Source organism: Kribbella sp. NPDC048915, assembly GCF_040649595.1.
Classification (GTDB): Bacteria; Actinomycetota; Actinomycetes; order Propionibacteriales; family Kribbellaceae; genus Kribbella.
In genome coordinates, this window is sequence record NZ_JBEZFT010000049.1 from 1 (window position 1) to 18725 (window position 18725).

Consider the following 18725-nt stretch of genomic DNA (forward strand, 5'->3'; position numbering starts at 1 on the left):
TCCACCCACAGACCAAAATCCGTGGACGGGGTTAATGCATTTCGGCATTGACTTTCGGCACGCTGTTGAGTTCTCAAGAATCGGACGCACACCGCGCTTCTTACTTTCGTTCGAAGCTCCGGGGCAACTCGCCCAACTTTACTGTTTCGCTTCGAGCCGGTCAAATCGGCCCTTTTCGATCCAGTTCCCTGCGTGACTCAGTGTCCGAAACCTGCCGAGGCATGTTTCGGCTTCCAAGTCCTTCAGGGAGTTTGTCGGGGGGCCGGCCGCTTTCGCGTCCCGCGCCTCGCTCCAACAAGAAGAACATTACTGACATTCGCGGTGCAGATGCAAATCGGGGTCCTGGACCTTCGTCCGAGGCTCCAGGCATCTGTCCTCGGCACCGGTCTCCCGGCTCCGAGGGAAGCAGCGCTTGTCCCTCTGGTCACTCCACTCACCCACGTCTCCGCGACCGACACTTCCATCATGCCGCACCCACACAAGTCCTTTTCGGAGCTGTGAGCGCGGCCGCTGGATGTGGGTCGGGCGGGAGCCCGCCGACTCCCGCCCGATCAGGTACCGCATCGCCCAGCAGACGCCTCTCGGAGAGTGGCCGCTCGGAGCGGCTGAGGTTGAGGCCCGGGGTCATGTTCTGGGCGACATCAGGTGTAACCGCCCTCCCCCAGGACCTATTCCCGGATGTGGGCGCCCCCGGCACCGCTCGCTGCAGAAGCAGTAGCTCGGTACGCCGACGCGCGTTGCCGGCGAACGACCGCGGCAGCCACCACTGACACCGGCTACCGGTCACCGCACGGACATAGCGACGGACACACCGCAATCGGCACCGGCACGAGGACGGCGACGGACACGGCGACGGACGCGAGCCGCATGCCAGCCTTGCCGTTTCTCATGGCCATCGATCGCCCTGTCCCGAGTCGCGGCAGGGCACTGAGTGGCGGCGTGACTCGGAGATGCCGCCACCGTGCCCGTAGCGCTTGCCAGGCTCCTCCGGGTGGAGGCTGAATCCGACATGGTCCGGTCCGGCGGCTCGCGATGTCGAGGTGGTCTGTAGGCGTCGGCATCTGCCTTGAGGCCGTCTGGCGACGGCAGCGCGTCGGAGTACACACGACGTACCCCAGGCGCTACTTCGCAAGATCGATCGGCACGGTTCACGAGACGGCCAAGACCAGCCGCGGGTACTCGGCTGCGCGCTGAATTGCTGTTCGGTGCTCGGGCGAGTTGTCAGCCGTGGCTGCGGCGGGGGCGGGGTTCGGCAGGGTGGTGACGAGCTCGGACGCGGGCGAGTTCGTCAGCGGTGTACGTGGAATTGTCGACGGAGGTCGCCGTACGGGCCTGCGTCGGCCGGTCGAGGTCGGTGATGTCGTCGAAGACCTTGCGCGCGTGTCGCATGCGCGCGGTCGCGAGCACCACCAGCCCGGCCGCAACGAGGGCCATCATTACCCACAGTTGCCACGACATCGCCTCACCACCACGTATTCGCCCCGTTCCCCCGTGTAATCACGATAACCCTGTTGTGGTCGCTTGGCGACCGTCCGAACGCATTCCGTTGACGCCAGCGCTTGAAACCGACGTTTGTTGCATCGAGCAATTACAAACGGTGATCAGGCATCTTGCAGCACCGCTCGCCTGACAATTACCCTCAGTCACCAGAAGCCGGGCGCCTGTACACACCCAGCCGCCCTCCAGTACCCGGCCAAACCGGCCCTCAACCCCAACCCGCCGGCCCAAGGGGTACGCGGCAACGCAAGACGGCAAGGCAACTCCCGGCGCGCTACGGCCAGAGCTCGCGTACATCCACGGGTCGCGGGTCGAGAGCGCTGCGGCGGGTGACAAGTCGGGGCGTTGAACAGGAACTGGTGGGTTTACACCTGGTATTACCTGTTCACGGCCTCCGGCGGGTATGCCCACCCCCGGTTTGTGGCGCCTGCCGCGCTCCCTCAGCACGTAGGCGCGGCGGCTGGTGGCCGCGCAACGGTCCAGCTTCGCGGGCGAGCCGGCATGAACACGGGCCTCGGGGCGTCTCGTCACGGACACACCTGCGCGTGGGGCCCCCGTCAAGGAACCACCCCGGGCGTAGAGGCCCATGGTCAAAGACCCACCTGGGCGCGGGCGCCTCGTCACGGAACCACCCGGGCGCGGAGACCCCTCACCACGGAACCACCTGCGCGTGGAGCCCCCTCACCACGGAACCACCCGGGCGGGGAGGCGGCACTCAGGAGGTGGTTGCTGGGGAGGTGGGTCTGGGTGTTTCGACTCGGGTACGGCGCTGGAGACAAAGCGGGGCATTGAACAGGAACTGGTGGGTTTACACCTGTTATTTCCTGTTCAAGCACCCCGGCGCGCGGACACGGCCCCGACTTGTGGCGCAGGGGCGGTCCCGCCACGGCGTCACCCCACGCGGCATCCGGCGTCAGCCTTCCGCGCCAACTCTCCCGCGCCGGCCTTCCCGCGCCAGGACTCCGCGCCAACTCTCCCGCGCCGGCCTTCCCGCGCCAGGACTCCGCGCCAGCTCTCCCGGAGTGCGGCGCCGCTGTGCCGTCCCCTCTCCGGCACCACACTGCCGTCACCTGTCCGGCACCGCACCGCCGCCCACACTGCAGCGCCACACCGCCATCTTCTCCGGCACCACACTGCCGTCACCTGTCCGGCACCCACCGCCACCCACACTGCAGTGTCCCACTGCCGTCCCTCTACTGCGCCGCCCTGCCGTCCGCACTGGGCGCCATCGCGGGGACCGGGGGCATCACGGGGACCGGGGGCATCACGGGGACCGGGGGCATCACGGGGACCGGGGGCATCACGGGGACCGGGGGCATCACGGGGACCGGGGGCATCACGGGGACCGGGGGCATCGCGGCCGTACTGCGTGAAGTGGGTAGCGGGTGGGGTGCGTAGGCTCCGGGTGGTGAGGGTTTTGTCTGCTGGGGACGTTCGGCGGGTTGTGCCGATGGGTGTGGCGATCGAAGCGGTGCGGGAGGCGTTTCGGGAGTTGGCGGCCGGGAACTTCGTGCTGCCGCCGCGGCAGATTTTCGGGGACGGTGCGGTGCTGGTGATGTCGGCGTACCACTCGCCGACCGGGACCGCCGTGGTGAAGAAGGTGGGGATTGCCCTCGATCAGGTGCCGGCGATTCGCGCGACGGTGATCTGGACGGGGCGGGGCGAGCAGTTGGTGGCGGAGGGCAGTTCGATCACGACCTTGCGGACCGGCGCGGTTGTCGGTGTGGCGACCGAGCTGCTCGCGCCGGCGGATGCCAGTCGGCTGACTGTGATCGGGTCCGGTGCGCAGGCTCCGGATCAGGTACGCGCGGTCCTGGCCGTACGTCCGATCGCCGACGTCACTGTCGCGGGCCGGTCGGGTGCGCGGGCGGGGGCGCTGGCGCGGGAGCTTGCGGATGAGTTCCCCGACGTACGGTTCACGTCGAGCACCGACGTCGACGCGTCGGTGGCGGAGGCGAACGTCATCTGCTGCGCGACGTCGTCCCGTACGCCGTTGTTCGACGTCGAGGTCTTACCGGAGACAGTCCATGTGAACGCGATCGGCGCGTTCCGCCCCACCATGCGCGAACTCCCCCGCGAGCTTCTCGCCGAGGCCACGACAGTTCTCGTCGACCAGCGCGAAGCCGCGCTCGAGGAATCCGGCGAGATCATCGACGCCGTCGAGTCCGGCACGCTGACCACCGCCGACCTCCTCGAACTCGGTCCGGCCCTGTCCAACCCACCCGCCGCCACGGGCCGCACCGTCTTCAAGTCGGTCGGCGTCGGCTGCCAGGACTGGGCCATCGCCGCCGCCCTCGCCGCCACCATCGCCGCCCTCACCGACAGCTGAGTACGGCGGACCTGCACCACTCATCAACCCCGGCCGGCGCCGGTTTTGCGCACCCCTCTGAGCGTGGACAGCCACAGACAGAGCGCCTTGCTGAGTGATGGAGGTCCGCCCACAACCGGCTCGAGCAGTGCGCCGCCCACAACCACCTCAAGCAGTGCTACGTCCAGCGAAGGATGCCTTTCCGGTAGGCGTAGAGCAGGCCGACCGCGACGAAGGCGAGGAAAATGAACATTTCGATCAGGGTCGCGAAGCCGAGCGCCGCGAAGATCGTCGCCCACGGGAACAGGTAGATCGCGTCCACGGCGAAGATCACGTACAGGTACGCGAACAGGTAGTACCGGATGTGGACCTGCGCCCAGCCCTCGCCGACCGGGTCGACGCCGGACTCGTACGTCTTGAGCTTGCCCTCGGTCGGATAGGTGACCGTCAGCGCCTTGTTCAGCGCGAACGCGCCGAGCAGCCCGACCAGGCCGAGCGCGACCACCGCAGCGACGACGCCATAGCTCTCCGACACGGCAGGAGTCTAGTTCGTGCAGAGCAGAAGTGAGTCGATCGAAACGTACGGGCCGTAGCCGGAGCGGATGTCGGTGACCTGCAGCCGGAGCCGGGTCACCCCGTTGATGTCGTAGTTGAGCCAGCCCTCGGTCTCCTGCGCCATCCGGAGCGAGGTCAGTGCGGTCGTCGGGTTGTGCAACGACACGCGGACAAGGCCGTCGGTGAGGTTGCCGAGCCAGTTCCGCGAGTACCGGCAGCCGGTCGTGTCGACCTCGCCCCAGACGTAGCCGCCCTGGTTCGCCATCAGGTCGGCCTCGGCGCGCCGCGGTCCTTCCTTCGGGGGTACGACGGTGAAGGACGGCTGGCCTGCCCCGCCCGCACGCACCAGGCCCTTCTTGAACATCCCGCGCCAGACGTAGTGCTTGAAGCTGATCATCGGCGAGATCGCAGCGGCGTACGGCGCTTGCGGGCCGATCGCGATCCGGTACGTGCGGACCGACCCGGGCTGGACCGTGGTGATCGTCACGCGGCTGCCGGACGAGTACCCGTGGGCGATCTCCTGCCAGCGCTTCTGGGACGGGATCCATTGGTGCAACGGGACCCGGGTGCTCTTCGCGGGCGCCGGCGACAACGTGCCGACGACCGTGATCACGCCCTTGGTCGCGTCCGTCGTCCGGATGCTGGTGATCGTCGCCGTCCGCTGCGCAGCGGCCGCCGCCGCGACCGCCGACGAGCTGCTCTGCACAGCGGAAGCGTGCGAGGCGCTGCCCAGACTCAGCGAACTGCTCGCCGGTGCCGCCGGTGCGGAACATCCGGCCACCACCGTCACCAGCAGTCCGATCAGCACACGGCGCATCGCAGCATCTCCCTGAGGTCGCAACCAGATGCGGACACCCTGCCGGTTCTGACTCCGGATCGCAAGCGAACCCTTGCGGACGGTAACTCCGGCAGCACTACCTGATCGGCAACGTGTCGGACGCCGCGTCCCAGGCTGTGGACCACGCGGGCTTCCGCATGGTTCCGTACTAAGGGCGAACTAATATTGGGGTTATCGCCCTGCACGGGGGGATCGACCTGTCGTCCACGAAGCGGCAGACCGACCCAAGCTTCGACTTGGAGATGAACAGAACAGTGACCATCGAGGTCAAGCAGCTCGACCGCGTGGTGATCCGCTTCGCCGGCGACTCCGGCGACGGGATGCAGCTCACGGGGGACAGGTTCACCGCGGAAACGGCATCGTTCGGCAATGATCTGTCGACGCTGCCCAACTTCCCCGCAGAGATCCGGGCACCAGCCGGGACGCTGCCGGGGGTCAGTTCCTTCCAACTCCACTTCGCCGATCACGACATCCTCACGCCGGGTGATGCGCCCGATGTGCTGATCGCCATGAACCCGGCGGCGCTGAAGGCGAATCTCAAGGACGTGCCGCGCGGCGCGACCCTGATCGTCGACACCGCGGACTTCACCGCGCGGAACCTCAAGCGGATCGGGTACGACGAGAATCCGCTGGAGACCGGCGAGCTCGACGCGTACCACCTGATCGCGTTGAACCTGACCGGGATGACCGTGGAGTCGGTGAAGGACTTCGGCCTGACCCGCAAGGACGCGTCCCGGGCGAAGAACATGTACGCGCTCGGACTGGTGTCCTGGCTGTTCCAGCGGCCGGTCGACTCGACGATCACGTTCCTGGAGACCAAGTTCGCCTCGAAGCCGGACATCCGGGACGCGAACATCGCGGCGTTCCGCGCGGGCTACAACTTCGGCGAGACCGCCGAGGAGTTCTCGGTGCGGTACGAGGTGAAGCCGGCCCAGATGCCCAGCGGCACCTACCGCAACATCTCCGGCAACCTCGCGCTGGCGTACGGCCTGGTGGCGGGCGCGCAGCGCGCCGGGTTGCCGCTGGTCCTCGGTGCGTACCCGATCACCCCGGCGTCCGACGTACTGCACGAGCTGTCCAAGCTGAAGCGGTTCAACGTCACCACGATCCAGGCTGAGGACGAGATCGCCGGTGTCGGCGCCGCGCTCGGAGCGTCGTTCGGCGGCGCGCTCGGCGTCACCACGTCGTCCGGCCCCGGGATCAGCCTGAAGTCGGAGACGATCGGCCTCGGCGTGATGCTCGAGCTGCCGCTGGTGGTCTGCGACATCCAGCGCGCCGGTCCGTCGACCGGGATGCCGACCAAGACCGAGCAGGCCGACCTGCTGCAGGTGATGTTCGGCCGCAACGGCGAGGCGCCGCTGCCGGTGCTCGCGGCGCAGTCCCCGGCGGACTGCTTCGCGATCGCGGTCGAGGCGGCCCGGATCGCGATCACCTACCGGACGCCGGTGATCGTGCTGTCCGACGGCTACCTGGCCAACGGGTCCGAGCCGTGGCAGATCCCGGTGATCGACGAGCTGCCGACGGTCGACCCGAACTTCACCCTCGAGCCGAACGCGACCGACGACAACGGCGCCCCGAAGTACCTCCCCTACCTGCGCGACCCCGAGACCCTGGCGCGTGCCTGGGCGATCCCCGGGACGGCAGGTCTGGACCACCGGATCGGCGGTCTGGAGAAGGAGGACAAGACTGGGAACATCTCCTACGACCCGGCCAACCACGACCTGATGATCCGCACCCGGCAGGCGAAGGTCGACGCGGTCGCGCGGTCGATCCCGCGGGTCGAGGTCGACGACCCCGACGGTACGGCGAAGGTCCTGGTGCTCGGGTGGGGTTCGACGTACGGGCCGATCGGCGCCGCTGTCCGCCGGGTCCGACGCGTCGGCGGGAAGGTCGCGCAGGCGCATCTGCGGCACCTGAACCCGTTCCCGGAGAACCTCGGTGACGTGCTGAAGTCGTACGACAAGGTGCTCGTCCCGGAGATGAACCTCGGCCAGCTGGCGATGCTGCTGCGGTCGAAGTACCTGGTCGACGTGGTCTCGTACGCACAGGTCCGCGGCATGCCGCTCGGCGCCGCGGAGCTCGCCGAGGTGATCGGCAACCTGGTCGAGGAGACCGAAGGCATCGACGACGACGCCCGGCACCTCGGGACGGCCGCTGCCGCGCTCAAGCACGGCGAGGCGGCGCTCGCCGACCGGAACGGCCACAACGGAGTGCAGGATCCCGGCTTCACGACGGAGGGAGCGCGATGAGCGCCGTCGAGCTCGGCATGCCGAGCCTGCCCAACGGTCTGCGCGGGGTACCCGCCGCGACCGAGCCGCAGAACCGCAAGGAGTATGTGTCGGACCAGGAGGTCCGCTGGTGCCCCGGCTGCGGTGACTACGCCGTCCTCGCCGCGTTCCAGGGGTTCCTGCCGGAGCTCGGGATCAAGCGCGAGAACGTCGCGATCGTGTCCGGGATCGGCTGCTCGTCGCGGTTCCCGTACTACCTGTCGACGTACGGCATGCACTCGATCCACGGCCGCGCGCCGGCGATCGCGACCGGCCTGGCGACCGCCCGGCCGGACCTCAGCGTCTGGGTGGTGACCGGCGACGGCGATGCGCTGTCGATCGGCGGCAACCACCTGATCCACACGCTGCGCCGGAACGTGAACCTGAAGATCCTGCTGTTCAACAACCGGATCTACGGCCTCACCAAGGGGCAGTACTCGCCGACCTCGGAGCCCGGCAAGGTGACGAAGTCGACGCCGATGGGCTCGGTGGACAACCCGTTCAACCCGGTCTCGCTGGCGCTCGGCGCCGAGGCGACGTTCGTGGCCCGGACCGTGGACTCCGACCGCAAGCACCTGACCTCGGTACTGCGGGCCGCGGCCGAGCACCGCGGTACGGCGTTCGTGGAGATCTACCAGAACTGCCCGATCTTCAACGACAACGCGTTCGAGGCGTTCAAGGATCCGCAGACGCGGGACGACGCGATCATCCCGCTCGTGCACGGCGAGCCGATCCGGTTCGGTACCGACGGTCGGCTCGGTGTCGTGCGGGACGGCTTCGCGTCGCTGGCGGTCCGCGAGATCGCCGATCTGCCGGGCGGCGAGGCCGACCTGGTCGTCCACGACGCCCACACCGAGGATCCGGCCTACGCGTTCGCCCTCTCCCGGCTGACCGACGGCGGTGTCCTGCACAGGGCGCCGGTCGGCGTGTTCCGGGACGTCGAGCGGCCGACGTACGACGATCTCGTTCGGCAGCAGATCACCACCGCGCAGGAGTCTCAGGGCACCGGCGATCTGCAGGCCCTGGTCACCGGCTCGGACACCTGGACCGTCGACTGACCTACCCGATCGCATTACCGTGACCGCATGGACGAACGGTTGGTCCTGCTGGTCGGGTACGACGGTGCCGAGCTGCTCGACATTGCGTGCGTGACCTCGTGTCTCGACATCGCGAACCGGATCGGCGCGGCGCCGCAGTACCGGGTGCTGCTCGCGACGCCCGGACGGCGCACGGTCACGTGCGACTCCGGGCTGCGGCTGGAGGCCGATGGGCTGGAGGCCGATGAGGCGCTCGAGCAGTTCAACCGGCCCGTCGACACGCTGGTCGTGTCCGGCGGGCTGGGCCATGAACGAGCCGCCGCCGATCCGGTCCTGGTCGGCCATGTCCGACGGCTCGCCGCACTGACCCGGCGGGTGTCGTCAGCGTGCACCGGTGCAACTGTCCTGGCGAAGGCCGGTCTGCTGACCGGCAGGCGGGTCACCACGCACTGGATGTACGCCGACAAGCTCGCGGCGAGCTACCCCGACGTCCAGGTCGACGCCTACCCGATCTACATCCGCGACGGCGACATCGCGACGTCCGGCGGGGTCACGAGCGCGCTGGATCTCACGCTGTCGTTCATCGAGGAGGACCACGGCGAGACGGTGGCACGGGGCGTGGCGATGGGCACGGTCGCGTATCTCCAGCGGCCGGGCGGGCAGTCGCAGATGAGCATGTTCGTGTCACCGCGGATGAGCTGGGATCTACTGGTACGGCGGATTCGCGACCATGTCGTCAGTCATCTCGACGGTGATCTGACGACGCCCGCGCTCGCACGGTTCGCCGGAGTGAGTGAGCGTCATCTGGGGCGGCTGTTCCTGACGTATCTCGAGCAGACACCGGCGCAGTACGTGCGCCGCGTACGGACCGAGGCGGCCGCTCAGCTGGCCGGGTCGACCGAACTCCCGCTGGGCGCGGTGGCGCGGCAGTGCGGGTTCGGCTCGACCGAGTCGATGCGGCAGGCGTTCCTCGACCGGTACGGCGTACCGCCGTCGAAGTACCGCTCCGCGCGGCCGCCCCGCGTGAGGCCAGGAATCCGGCAGGGTGCCGCAGAAATCCGGACGTAGTTCTCGGTCAGTCACGTCGACGCCCGGGGCAGCACCGGACGATCAGGTGCATGACGTGCTTCGCAGTTCCGCAGTACGCCGTCCCGTCCGCCACTCTCCGCAGTGACGCCGAGGACCGCAACCTCATCGCACCAGGTCGAGCAGACTGACTCCGGCGGCGCGGTCGAGGTGGCGCGCCGTCAAACCCGCCTCGCGCGCGGCGACGACATCCAGGTCGTAGTTGTCGCCGATCATCAGCGTGCCGGCCGGGTCGACTCCGAGCGCTTCGCAGGTCAGCTGGTACGCCCGCGGATCGGGTTTGCTCACGCCGAGCGCTTCCGACGTACACACCTCGTCGATCAGCTCGGCCAGCCCGATCTGCGCGAGTTTCGCGTTCTGCTGCACGGTGTTGCCGTTGGTGAGCACACCGATCCGCCACCCGTTGCCGCGGGCAACTTCCAGCGCGGGTCTCGCATCCGGGTAGGCGGTCCACGATCCGCGGTAATGCCGCAGATATCCCGCGAAGAACTCGTCCTGCGCGGCCTCCGTCGGCGGTACCGTGCGGCCGATCAGCGGCAGGAACTCCGACAGCCTGGCCCGCCGCTGCTCCTGGTGCGTCAGCTCCCCCGACAACCACCGCGGATACACCCGATCCTCGATCGAGAACCACTCGGCCACGAGCTCGTCGGACGGCGGAACCCCCAACTCCCCCACCCACCGCCGCACCGCGAACGCCGCCGACCCGGTGTGATCGAACAACGTGTTGTCCAGGTCGAACACCACCACCTTCACACCCGCACCACCGAATCGCGGTTGAGTTCTCGGTGGTTGGCGTGGCCGGACAGGGCGAGGGTGAGGTCGAGTTCGGCGAGGAAGCAGCGCAGGACGTGTTCGACGCCGGCTTGGCCCGCGAGGGCCAGGCCGTACAGGAGCGGGCGACCGAGGAGGACAGCCTTGGCGCCGAGGGCGAGGGCCTTCGCGGCGTCGGCGCCGGTGCGGACGCCGGAGTCGAACAGGATCGTCAGCTGCTCACCGACGGCGTCCGCGATCGCGGGCAGGGCGTCCAGGGCGGCGATCGCACCGTCAACCTGGCGGCCGCCGTGGTTCGAGACCACGACGCCGTCCATGCCGTGCTCGGCCGCGAGCTTGGCGTCCTCGACGTGGGTGATGCCCTTGAGCACGATCGGGCCGTCCCAGGTGTCCCGCAGGAACGACAGGTCGTCCCAGGACAGGCCGACGTTCGGGAACATCTGCGCCCAGTGCATGACGGCCGCGCCCGGGTCCTCCTCGATCGGCTTGGCGAGCTTCTCGCGGAACGCCGGGTCGCTGAAGTAGTTCGCCAGCCCGTCGCCCTTGAGGAACGGCAGGAACCCGCGGTCCAGGTCGGCCGGCCGCCAGCCGATCGTGCCGGTGTCGAGCGTGACGACGAGGACGGCGTACCCCGCGGCCTTGGCGCGCTGCAGCAGGCTGCGGCACACGTCGCGGTCGGTCGGGTAGTAGAGCTGGAACCACTTGCTGGTGGCTTCGATCTGCTCGATCGCGTGGCTCGCCTGCGTCGAATGCGTGTACGTGAGGCCGAGGGTGTCGGCGGCGCGGGCGGTGGCCAGTTCGCCGTCCGGGTGGGCGAGCGTCTGGACGCCGATCGGCGCGACCAGCACCGGCGCGGGCATCGCCGTACCGAGGATCCGGCAGGAGAGGTCGCGGTCGGTACTGCCGCGGAGCATCCGCGGCACCAGGCGCCAGCGGTCGAACGCGGCCCGGTTCGCCCACGCAGTCGATCCTTCACCGGCGCTCGGGACGATGTAGCCCATCGCCTCGGCCGGCAGTTTGCCGGCGGCCTGTGATTCCAGCCGGGCCAGGTCGGTGGTGATCTCCGGCGTGACGCCCTGCAGCATCCCCTGCAGGTAGATCTGCAACTGGTAGTCCCCGAAGTTGGCCATGCCGGATGCTTTCACAACGCCATGACATCCGTCAGCAGCCGATCCGGACGGATCGCATCCGCATCGACGCCTCGCCGCGACCAGGGTTGCCGGTATGACGAACACGGATGTGGTGAGCGCCCCGCCCCGCGGTGGCATCCGACGCCGGCTGCCGGCGCTCGGGCTGTTCTTCCTCGCGCCGCTGGTCGCGGAGTTCCTGCTCGGGAACATCCCGATCAGCGCGCTCTACGCCTTGGTCGCACTCGCTCCGATGTACGGCGGTGGCGCGGTGCTGATCCGAGAACTCGTCCGACGCCGCGGATGGGGGTACCCGAGTGTGGTGATCCTCGCGCTGGCGTACGGCGTGCTCGAGGAAGGAATTGCGACGAAGTCACTGTTCGACCCGAACTACGCCGGGCTGCGCCTGCTGGATCCGGGACACATCGGTTTCCTCGGGATGGGCGCGCCGTGGACCGTGTTCGTGCTCGGCCTGCACACGGTGTGGAGCATCACCGTGCCGATCGTGCTGACCGAGTCGGCGTCTCGGCGTCCCCGGGAGCCGTGGCTCGGCCGCGTCGGGCTGGCGGTGTACGGCGTGCTGTTCGTCCTCGGAGTGATCGCGACAAGCGCTTTCGGAAACGACGGAAATTCCTTCCAGGCATCGATCGGGCAGTACGTCGGCGTCGTCGTTGCGATCGCTCTGCTGGTGTTCCTCGCTTGGGTCCCCGCCGGAGCGGCGCGCGGAAACCGCAGCAGGAATGCCCGCGGAAACCCGGGCGGAAAGTTGGCCGGAAAGTTGGCCGGAAAGTTGGGCGGCGGAAAGTTGGCCGGAAACGTTCCGGCACCCTGGCTGACCGGAATTTCCGCGCTGGTCCTCGGCTCCGCCTGGATGGCGGTCGACGAATTGGTCCACAACGGCTGGGCCCAAGCCGCCCTGCTGCTGGCCGTCGATGCCCTCGCAGCGTTCGTGCTGCTGACCTGGTCGCGGCGCCCCGGGTGGTCGCAGGGGCATGCGCTGGCGGCAGCGGGCGGAGCACTGCTGACTTACGCGTGGCATGCGTTCCCGGAGACACCGGTGATCGACACTTCCAGGACCGTCGACCTGGTCGGGAACGTCGTGTTCGCCCTGCTCGCGGTGGTCCTGCTGAGCTTTGCGACAATCAGGCGTGCCAAGTTCGGTGACACCTGACGCCCCTGCGGAACGCACCGCCCGGCATGTGAGCCTGGCGCTGTTCGCGCTGGCGACCGGCGGCTTCGCGATCGGGACCACCGAGTTCGTCACGATGGGTCTGCTGCCGCAGATCGCCGACGGCGTGCGGATCTCGATCCCGACCGCCGGCCACGTGATCTCGGCGTACGCGCTCGGGGTCGTGGTCGGCGCGCCGCTGATCGCGGCCCTCGGCGCGCGGACCGGGCGAAAACGGTTGCTGCTCGGGCTGATGGCGGTGTTCGTGCTCGGCAACGTGCTGTCGGCGGTTGCCACCAGCTACGAGTTCCTGATGGCCGCGCGGTTCCTGTCCGGTCTGCCGCACGGCGCGTTCTTCGGGATCGGCGCGGTCGTCGGCGCGTCGATGGTGCCGCCCGGGCGACGCGCCCGCGCGGTGTCGATGACGATGGTCGGCCTGCCGATCGCGAACATCATCGGTGTCCCGGTCACGACCCTGCTGGGTCAGCAGTTCGGCTGGCAGGTGCCGTTCCTGGCGGTCGGCGTGCTCGGGCTGCTGACGCTGATCGCAGTCTGGTTCTGGGTGCCGCCGCAACCGGTCGGCAGCGAGGTGAACATCCGTAGCGAGCTCAGCGCGCTCGCCCGTCCGCAGGTCTGGATGGCGCTCCTGGTCGGCATGGTCGGCTTCGGCGGCATGTTCGCGACGTACTCCTACATCACGCCGACGATGACGGAACTGGCCGGTTTCTCCGAGTCCGCGGTGACGATCGTGCTCGCGGCGTACGGCGTCGGCATGACCGTCGGCACCGTCCTCGGCGGCCGGCTGGCGGACCGCTCGCTGATGGGCAGCGTGTACGGCGGACTCGTCGCGGTGGCCGTCGTCCTCGGAACGTTCGGCTGGCTCGTACAAACTCGTCCGGGCGCGTTGCTCGCGGTGTTCGCGCTGGGGTGCAGCGCGAGCATCCTGGTGCCCGCGCTGCAGACCCGGCTGATGGATGTCGCGCACGAGGGCCAGTCGCTCGCGGCCTCCCTGAACCACTCGACGCTGAACATCGCCAACGCGCTCGGCGCCTGGCTCGGCGGCGTCGTCCTCGCCGCCGGCTACGGCTACGAGTGGCCGAGCCGGCTCGGCGCCGGCCTCGCAGTGGCCGGCCTCGTCCTGGCCGCGATCTCCGGTCTGATGGAACGCCGAGGGTCGACTCAGGTGCTTACCTGACCGTTTCGTCACCGCCCACTTGGTTAGATCGGGGTATGGCGACCTTGACGTTGGGCGCTGCCGACCTGGTACGGCGGCGTGGGCTGCGGCAGATGCGGTCGGTGGCGCTGTCGCTGCTGGTGCTCGCCGCGGCGATCTATGTGGCGACGCTGCACCGCGACGGCGGCTGGGGGTACGTGAACGCGGCGGCCGAGGCGGCGATGGTGGGCGCGCTCGCGGACTGGTTCGCGGTGACGGCACTGTTCCGCCACCCGCTCGGGCTGCCGATCCCGCACACGGCGATCGTGCCGACCCGCAAGGACAGCCTCGCGGAAAGTCTCGAGCAGTTCGTGACGGAAAATTTCCTGTCCGAGGATGTGGTTGCGGAGAAGATGCGCACGGCCGAGGTCAGCCGCCGGGCCGGAGAATGGCTGGCGAGCGGTACGCACGCCGAGCGGATCGTGGCCGAAGGTGCCCGGACCATCGGTGCCGCGCTGCCGAAGGTCGGCGACGAGGACGTGACCGCGTTCGTCCGCGGCTCACTGCTGCCGCGGTTCGTGCAGGAACCGCTCAGCCCGATTGCCGGGCATTTCGTCGAGTCGGTGGTGGACGACGGCGCCCATCACGCGCTGTTCGACCTGCTGCTGGTGGAGGCGCACGACTGGCTGGCGGTCAACCGGGACCTGGTCGCCGACGTCGTCGGGCCGCGCGCCCCGCGCTGGTCGCCGATGTGGGTCGACCGGCTGGTCATCGACCGGATCCACCGCGAGGCGCTCGCCTGGCTGGCCGACGTCCGCGACGACCAGACGCATGCGGCGCGGCGCGCGGTCGACCGGCTGCTGCGGCAACTGGGCGACGACCTGCAGCACGACGAGGACATGATGGCGCGGTTCGAGGCGTGGAAGGCGCGGATGCTGACCCACCCGGACATGGGGTCGAGCCTCGCCGCGGTCTGGGACGCGATGCGGACCGCGCTGATCGATGCGATCAACGACCCGGACAGCACCCTTCGGGAGCGGGCGATCCGCGCGTTGCAGGACCTCGGCAAACGGCTCCAGGACGACGAGGCGCTGCGCGAGCGGGTCGACGCGCGCGCCTCGGAGGCAGTCGGATACGTGGTGCGCACGTACGGGCGCGAGATCGTCTCGGTCATCTCCGACACCATCGAGCGCTGGGACGGCCGCGAGGCCGCCGCCCGGATCGAGCTGCACGTCGGGCGCGACCTGCAGTTCATCCGGATCAACGGCACGGTCGTCGGTGCGCTCGTCGGCCTCGTCATCCACACGGTGAGCCAGCTGCTGTGACGCCGACGTACGTACGGAAACGCAAGCGCCCGCAGGGCTCCGGGGTGTGGTCGGCGTACCTGCTGGAAACGGATGCTTTCGGCAACTGGTTCTACACGCCCGCGCGGTCGCTGTTCCGCAGCAACGACGGCGAGTACTGCGAGCTGGCTCAGCTCGGTCCCGGCGGTCCGGGCGAGCATTGCGTGCAGCTGGCGCCGCACGACGGCTGGTGGTTCGCGTACTTCAGGTACAGCGGTTTTCTGCACGTCGACGTGAGTACGCCGCCGGCGCTCGTCGGGGACGAGTGGACCTTCGTCGACCTGGAACTCGATCCGTTCCGCCGGCCGGACGGGACGGTCGGCACCGAGGACTGGGACGAGCTCGCGCAGGCGCATGCCGGCGGCCTGATCAGCGACGCCGAGCGGGCCGCGGCCGAGCACGCAGCGCGAACGCTGGAAAACGCGTTCGCGCAGGATACTGAGCCGTTCGGCACGGCCGGCTGGGACCGGCTGGCCGCGGCGGTAGCACTCGGGCTACCGCCGCTGACCAACCTCGCCGACCGCCCCCTGGCCTGAACCCGGCCACGGTCCGCGGAGCGCCGGCCACACCCTCGGAGCGCCGGTCAGGCTCGCTCAGGGTTGGTCAGATGCCGCAGGTCGGGGCGTCCCAGGTGTTGGAGGTGCGGATGTCGACGTGGGTGTGGTCGTTGTGCCCGGGGTACCCGGGCCCGAAGATGCCGCCGAAACCGTGATACCGCGCCTGCTTGGCGAGCGTGCAGAAGGAATGCACCCCGACCAGGTCGGCGGACCGCCCGTACAGGTGCTGGCTGTTGCTCGCGCCGCCCACCTGACTGTTGCAGGGATAGCTGCGGAAACCACTGCTGATGACGAGCGGCTGGTCGCCCAGGGCGTGCCGCAACGCCTCGAGGTGCCACATGGTCTCCAGCGCGTTCGCCCTGGTCGCTGCCTCGGACAACGGACCACCGTCGTATCCGGACCCACCGCAGCCGTCGTCGAGTTCGGCGTAGGTGAAATGGATCGGCGTGCAGTCGTCGTCCTGCAGCGCGTAAATCTTGCTGAACGTGGCCTGTCCGGCGACACCGTCCTGCGCGAGCCCGTAGGCCGCCTGGAACCGCTGGACAGCAGCCTTCGTGGCCGGGCCGAACACACCGTCGATCGCCAGGTGACCGCCGTACCCGGGGTAGCCGGAGACGCGGATCTGCAACTGCCGCACGTCGGCGCCGGACATGCCTTGGCTGAGCGTGCGGCCCCACGTGTAGCAACCGTCCGCATGGGCGGCGGTCGTGGTCGCCACCTGGGACACCGTCAGGGTCGCGCAGAACAGCATCAGGACCGCGAGCAGCCGCGGCACCGGCCGCGCCAGCAGCGTGCCCTGGAAACGCAAGCCCGGGAAACGCGCGGGCAGGAAACTCAGGAACTTCGGATTCCGGAAATTCGGGAAACTCGGACCGAGGGACATCGGACACCTCCGGGGCGGTGAAGGAACCTGTCCCCGACAGGATTCCGTGATTTTCCACCGTTTGGCCAGTACTCGCGGAAAATTTCCGGCACACAGCGGGGCAACTTTCCAGGACGTCCCGCCGGTCCTCCAGGATGTGAGCATCAACGACGGCGTTCTGGGGACGGCGGTGGCCGCTGTGCGCGAGGGTACGGAAACTTTCGACAGATTCGTTTCCGCACGCTCGCCCGCCCTGCTCCGGACGGCCTACCTGCTGACCCGCGACCACCCGCTGGCCGAGGACCTGGTCCAGACCGCGCTCGCCAAGGCCTGGTTCCACTGGTCCCGGATCCGCGAGGACAACCCGGAGCCGTACGTCCGGCGCATCCTGGTCACGACCTACTCGTCCTGGTGGCGCCGCCGCTGGAACGGCGAGGTGCCGACCGACGAACTGCCCGACCGTCCCGCCCCGGACCGCGAGCACGGCCTCGACCTGTGGGCGGCCATCGGACGCCTACCCCGCCGGCAGCGCGCCGTCGTCGTGCTCCGCTTCTACGAGGACCTCAGCGAGGCGGAGACCGCCCGGCTGATGGGCAGTTCGGTCGGCACCGTGAAGAGCCAGACCGCGAAGGCCCTCGCCAAGCTCCGCCTCGATCCCGCCGTCATCACCCCGGAAGATGCCGTCATCACCCCGGAAGATTCGGAGACGCCGCGATGAACCTGCAGGACCTGCGCGACGAACTCGCGACCCGCGCCGACTCCGTCGATCAGCACGCTCCCGACCTGCTCCCCGGCGTCCGGCAGAAGATCCGCCGGACGAGGCAGCGCCGGACCTTCACTGCTCTGGGCATCGTGGCAGTACTCGCCGGCGTCGTGGCCGGCCTGATGCCGGCGCTGACCTCGACGACACAGCCCGCCGACAAACCGCCCGCGGACTACACCCGCGACGACGTCACGGTCCCCGGTGTGGTCGGCAACGACAGGTTGCTCAAGGCATGGATCGGCGATCGCGGGCAGGACAAGATCTCGTTCACCTGGACGCCGACGACCACCGCCCTCACCTTCCACGGCGAGTGCCAGACCACCGGCAGCGGGATGTACGCGATCCGCTACACGATCAACGGCTGGTACGTCGGACCCGGCAGCTGCGACGCCGGTCCGAGCTCCTGGACGATGGGGACCACCGCCTCGGTCGGACCGGACCACCCGTTGTGGCTCGACGCGCCGCTCGGCAAGCCGGTGCAGGTGACCGCCGAGATCGTCGACCTCGACACCCAGCGCCCAGGCGGCGAGAGCCCCCGGATCGCGCTCGGCATCTATTCCTCCGGCCCGACCTCCGCCACCACGGACGGCGCCCCGCTCCGCGTCGTCCCACCGGGGTCGGACGACTACCAGAAGGACGGGGTGACCTACCGCAAACGCATCGGCGGCGACACCCTCGCCGGCGCCGAGCTCGCGGATCAAGGCCAACGCGAGGTGCGCTTCAGCTTCACCTCGACCGGAGCGACCCTGGCCCTGCACCCGTTCTGCACGGCGAACAAAGGCTCCGACAGCATGACCCCGCCGTACTCGGTGAAGATGCGGATCGCCGGCCGCCCCGTCCTCACCAGCTGCGCGGCCGACTCGATCGACCCAGGCGTCGGTACCGGTGTGGAAATCGCGTCACCCGTTCCCGCCGGGCAACGTGTCGACGTCATCGCCGAAGTCACGTCGGCCGCCGGCAACACCACGATTCCGGCGGACGCGCGGCTGGGACTCGGCGTGTACTTCAAGGGCGAGCACCGGTCCGTCGACGGTGTTCAATTCCCGGAGCGGCTCGAGAGCAGCGGCTACACCTACCGGCTCGCTGAGGTCAGAACAGCGGCCGGCCCGAGCCAGAAGGTGTCCATCACCACGCCGGCCGACCAGCCGTACGTGCTCGCGTACGGCAGCTCGCCGCTGGGCATCGCGACCCGGGGCGAGGCACAGCTCACCGTCGGCAAGACCGACACCGGAGTGAGCACCGACCCGAGCAGCGTCGGATCCCTCGGCCTCGGCTGGGACGCGCACGGCTCCGGTCCGGCCGGTCAGGCGACGCTGACGATCACCGAGGGCACCCCTACCAAGGGCACGCTGATCCTGGCCGTCTACCTACCTGACTGATCTCCTGGGTCCGA

The 18725-nt window shown here is 69.1% G+C and carries 16 protein-coding genes; 10 read left to right on the plus strand and 6 right to left on the minus strand.

Going from position 1 to position 18725, the window contains the following annotated elements; genetic code table 11:
• Positions 1-1221: 1221 nt before the first annotated feature.
• Positions 1222-1458 carry a hypothetical protein gene (locus tag AB0B82_RS23055; protein ID WP_360172002.1) on the minus strand — a complete coding sequence of 79 codons (237 nt, stop codon included), beginning with the start codon at positions 1456-1458 and terminating at the stop codon, positions 1222-1224.
• Positions 1459-2905: 1447 nt separating this feature from the next.
• On the opposite strand from AB0B82_RS23055, the gene AB0B82_RS23060 reads away from it, so the two are divergent.
• On the plus strand, positions 2906-3826 hold the full coding sequence (locus tag AB0B82_RS23060; protein ID WP_360172005.1) for an ornithine cyclodeaminase family protein: 921 nt from the start codon (positions 2906-2908) through the stop codon (positions 3824-3826).
• A gap of 157 nt (positions 3827-3983) precedes the next feature.
• On the opposite strand, the gene AB0B82_RS23065 is transcribed toward AB0B82_RS23060, so the two are convergent.
• Together AB0B82_RS23065 and AB0B82_RS23070 are read right to left on the minus strand one after the other, a co-directional pair.
• Positions 3984-4340, minus strand: coding sequence for an NADH-quinone oxidoreductase subunit A (locus tag AB0B82_RS23065; protein WP_360172008.1), 357 nt, complete (start codon positions 4338-4340; stop codon positions 3984-3986).
• Positions 4341-4349: 9 nt separating this feature from the next.
• A complete protein-coding gene (locus tag AB0B82_RS23070) occupies positions 4350-5177 on the minus strand; it encodes a hypothetical protein (protein ID WP_360172011.1) in 828 nt (275 codons plus the stop codon).
• A gap of 263 nt (positions 5178-5440) precedes the next feature.
• Here AB0B82_RS23070 and AB0B82_RS23075 point away from each other — a divergent pair, with 263 nt between their 5' ends.
• The 3 genes from AB0B82_RS23075 to AB0B82_RS23085 are packed head-to-tail and all read left to right on the plus strand — an operon-like array spanning position 5441 to position 9570.
• Positions 5441-7447, plus strand: coding sequence for a 2-oxoacid:acceptor oxidoreductase subunit alpha (locus tag AB0B82_RS23075; protein WP_360172014.1), 2007 nt, complete (start codon positions 5441-5443; stop codon positions 7445-7447).
• A complete protein-coding gene (locus AB0B82_RS23080; protein WP_360172017.1) occupies positions 7444-8523 on the plus strand; it encodes a 2-oxoacid:ferredoxin oxidoreductase subunit beta in 1080 nt (359 codons plus the stop codon). Before AB0B82_RS23075 ends, AB0B82_RS23080 begins: the two co-directional genes overlap by 4 nt.
• Positions 8524-8550: 27 nt before the next feature.
• Positions 8551-9570 carry a DJ-1/PfpI family protein gene (locus tag AB0B82_RS23085; protein ID WP_360172020.1) on the plus strand — a complete coding sequence of 340 codons (1020 nt, stop codon included), beginning with the start codon at positions 8551-8553 and terminating at the stop codon, positions 9568-9570.
• A gap of 123 nt (positions 9571-9693) precedes the next feature.
• On the opposite strand, the gene AB0B82_RS23090 is transcribed toward AB0B82_RS23085, so the two are convergent.
• Together AB0B82_RS23090 and AB0B82_RS23095 are read right to left on the minus strand one after the other, a co-directional pair.
• Positions 9694-10341, minus strand: coding sequence for an HAD family hydrolase (locus AB0B82_RS23090; RefSeq protein WP_360172023.1), 648 nt, complete (start codon positions 10339-10341; stop codon positions 9694-9696).
• A complete protein-coding gene (locus tag AB0B82_RS23095) occupies positions 10338-11489 on the minus strand; it encodes an alpha-hydroxy-acid oxidizing protein (RefSeq protein ID WP_360172026.1) in 1152 nt (383 codons plus the stop codon). Before AB0B82_RS23095 ends, AB0B82_RS23090 begins: the two co-directional genes overlap by 4 nt.
• A 94-nt stretch (positions 11490-11583) precedes the next feature.
• Here AB0B82_RS23095 and AB0B82_RS23100 point away from each other — a divergent pair, with 94 nt between their 5' ends.
• From AB0B82_RS23100 to AB0B82_RS23115, 4 genes are read left to right on the plus strand one after another with little or no spacing between them, the layout of a single operon-like run.
• Entirely contained in the window at positions 11584-12657 is a 1074-nt protein-coding gene (locus AB0B82_RS23100) for a hypothetical protein (protein WP_360172029.1), read from the plus strand.
• 28 nt (positions 12658-12685) lie between these two features.
• The gene (locus AB0B82_RS23105) at positions 12686-13849 is read left to right on the plus strand and encodes an MFS transporter (protein ID WP_360172032.1); all 1164 of its coding nucleotides are present in this window, start codon (positions 12686-12688) and stop codon (positions 13847-13849) included.
• Between the two features lie 35 nt (positions 13850-13884).
• Entirely contained in the window at positions 13885-15132 is a 1248-nt protein-coding gene (locus tag AB0B82_RS23110) for a DUF445 domain-containing protein (RefSeq protein ID WP_360172035.1), read from the plus strand.
• Entirely contained in the window at positions 15129-15686 is a 558-nt protein-coding gene (locus tag AB0B82_RS23115) for a DUF402 domain-containing protein (RefSeq protein WP_360172038.1), read from the plus strand. The genes AB0B82_RS23110 and AB0B82_RS23115 overlap by 4 nt, the downstream gene beginning before the upstream one ends.
• Positions 15687-15753: 67 nt before the next feature.
• On the opposite strand, the gene AB0B82_RS23120 is transcribed toward AB0B82_RS23115, so the two are convergent.
• Positions 15754-16590 carry a D-Ala-D-Ala carboxypeptidase family metallohydrolase gene (locus AB0B82_RS23120; protein WP_360172041.1) on the minus strand — a complete coding sequence of 279 codons (837 nt, stop codon included), beginning with the start codon at positions 16588-16590 and terminating at the stop codon, positions 15754-15756.
• A 136-nt stretch (positions 16591-16726) separates the two neighbouring features.
• Here AB0B82_RS23120 and AB0B82_RS23125 point away from each other — a divergent pair, with 136 nt between their 5' ends.
• Complete coding sequence (locus tag AB0B82_RS23125) at positions 16727-17287, plus strand: SigE family RNA polymerase sigma factor (protein WP_360172044.1); 561 nt, start codon at positions 16727-16729, stop codon at positions 17285-17287.
• The gene (locus tag AB0B82_RS23130; protein WP_360172047.1) at positions 17284-18711 is read left to right on the plus strand and encodes a hypothetical protein; all 1428 of its coding nucleotides are present in this window, start codon (positions 17284-17286) and stop codon (positions 18709-18711) included. The genes AB0B82_RS23125 and AB0B82_RS23130 overlap by 4 nt, the downstream gene beginning before the upstream one ends.
• The last annotated feature ends 14 nt before the right edge of the window (positions 18712-18725 follow it).

Bases quoted from the DNA above. Each gene is read 5' to 3' on its own strand.
- AB0B82_RS23080 (WP_360172017.1), top strand. From the start codon at position 7,444: ATGAGCGCCGTCGAGCTCGGCATGCCGAGCCTGCCCAACGGTCTGCGC.
- AB0B82_RS23070 (WP_360172011.1), bottom strand. From the start codon at position 5,177: ATGCGCCGTGTGCTGATCGGACTGCTGGTGACGGTGGTGGCCGGATGT.
- AB0B82_RS23095 (WP_360172026.1), bottom strand. From the start codon at position 11,489: ATGGCCAACTTCGGGGACTACCAGTTGCAGATCTACCTGCAGGGGATG.
- AB0B82_RS23110 (WP_360172035.1), top strand. From the start codon at position 13,885: ATGGCGACCTTGACGTTGGGCGCTGCCGACCTGGTACGGCGGCGTGGG.
- AB0B82_RS23075 (WP_360172014.1), top strand. From the start codon at position 5,441: ATGAACAGAACAGTGACCATCGAGGTCAAGCAGCTCGACCGCGTGGTG.
- AB0B82_RS23055 (WP_360172002.1), bottom strand. From the start codon at position 1,458: ATGTCGTGGCAACTGTGGGTAATGATGGCCCTCGTTGCGGCCGGGCTG.
- AB0B82_RS23085 (WP_360172020.1), top strand. From the start codon at position 8,551: ATGGACGAACGGTTGGTCCTGCTGGTCGGGTACGACGGTGCCGAGCTG.
- AB0B82_RS23120 (WP_360172041.1), bottom strand. From the start codon at position 16,590: ATGTCCCTCGGTCCGAGTTTCCCGAATTTCCGGAATCCGAAGTTCCTG.
- AB0B82_RS23100 (WP_360172029.1), top strand. From the start codon at position 11,584: ATGACGAACACGGATGTGGTGAGCGCCCCGCCCCGCGGTGGCATCCGA.
- AB0B82_RS23130 (WP_360172047.1), top strand. From the start codon at position 17,284: ATGAACCTGCAGGACCTGCGCGACGAACTCGCGACCCGCGCCGACTCC.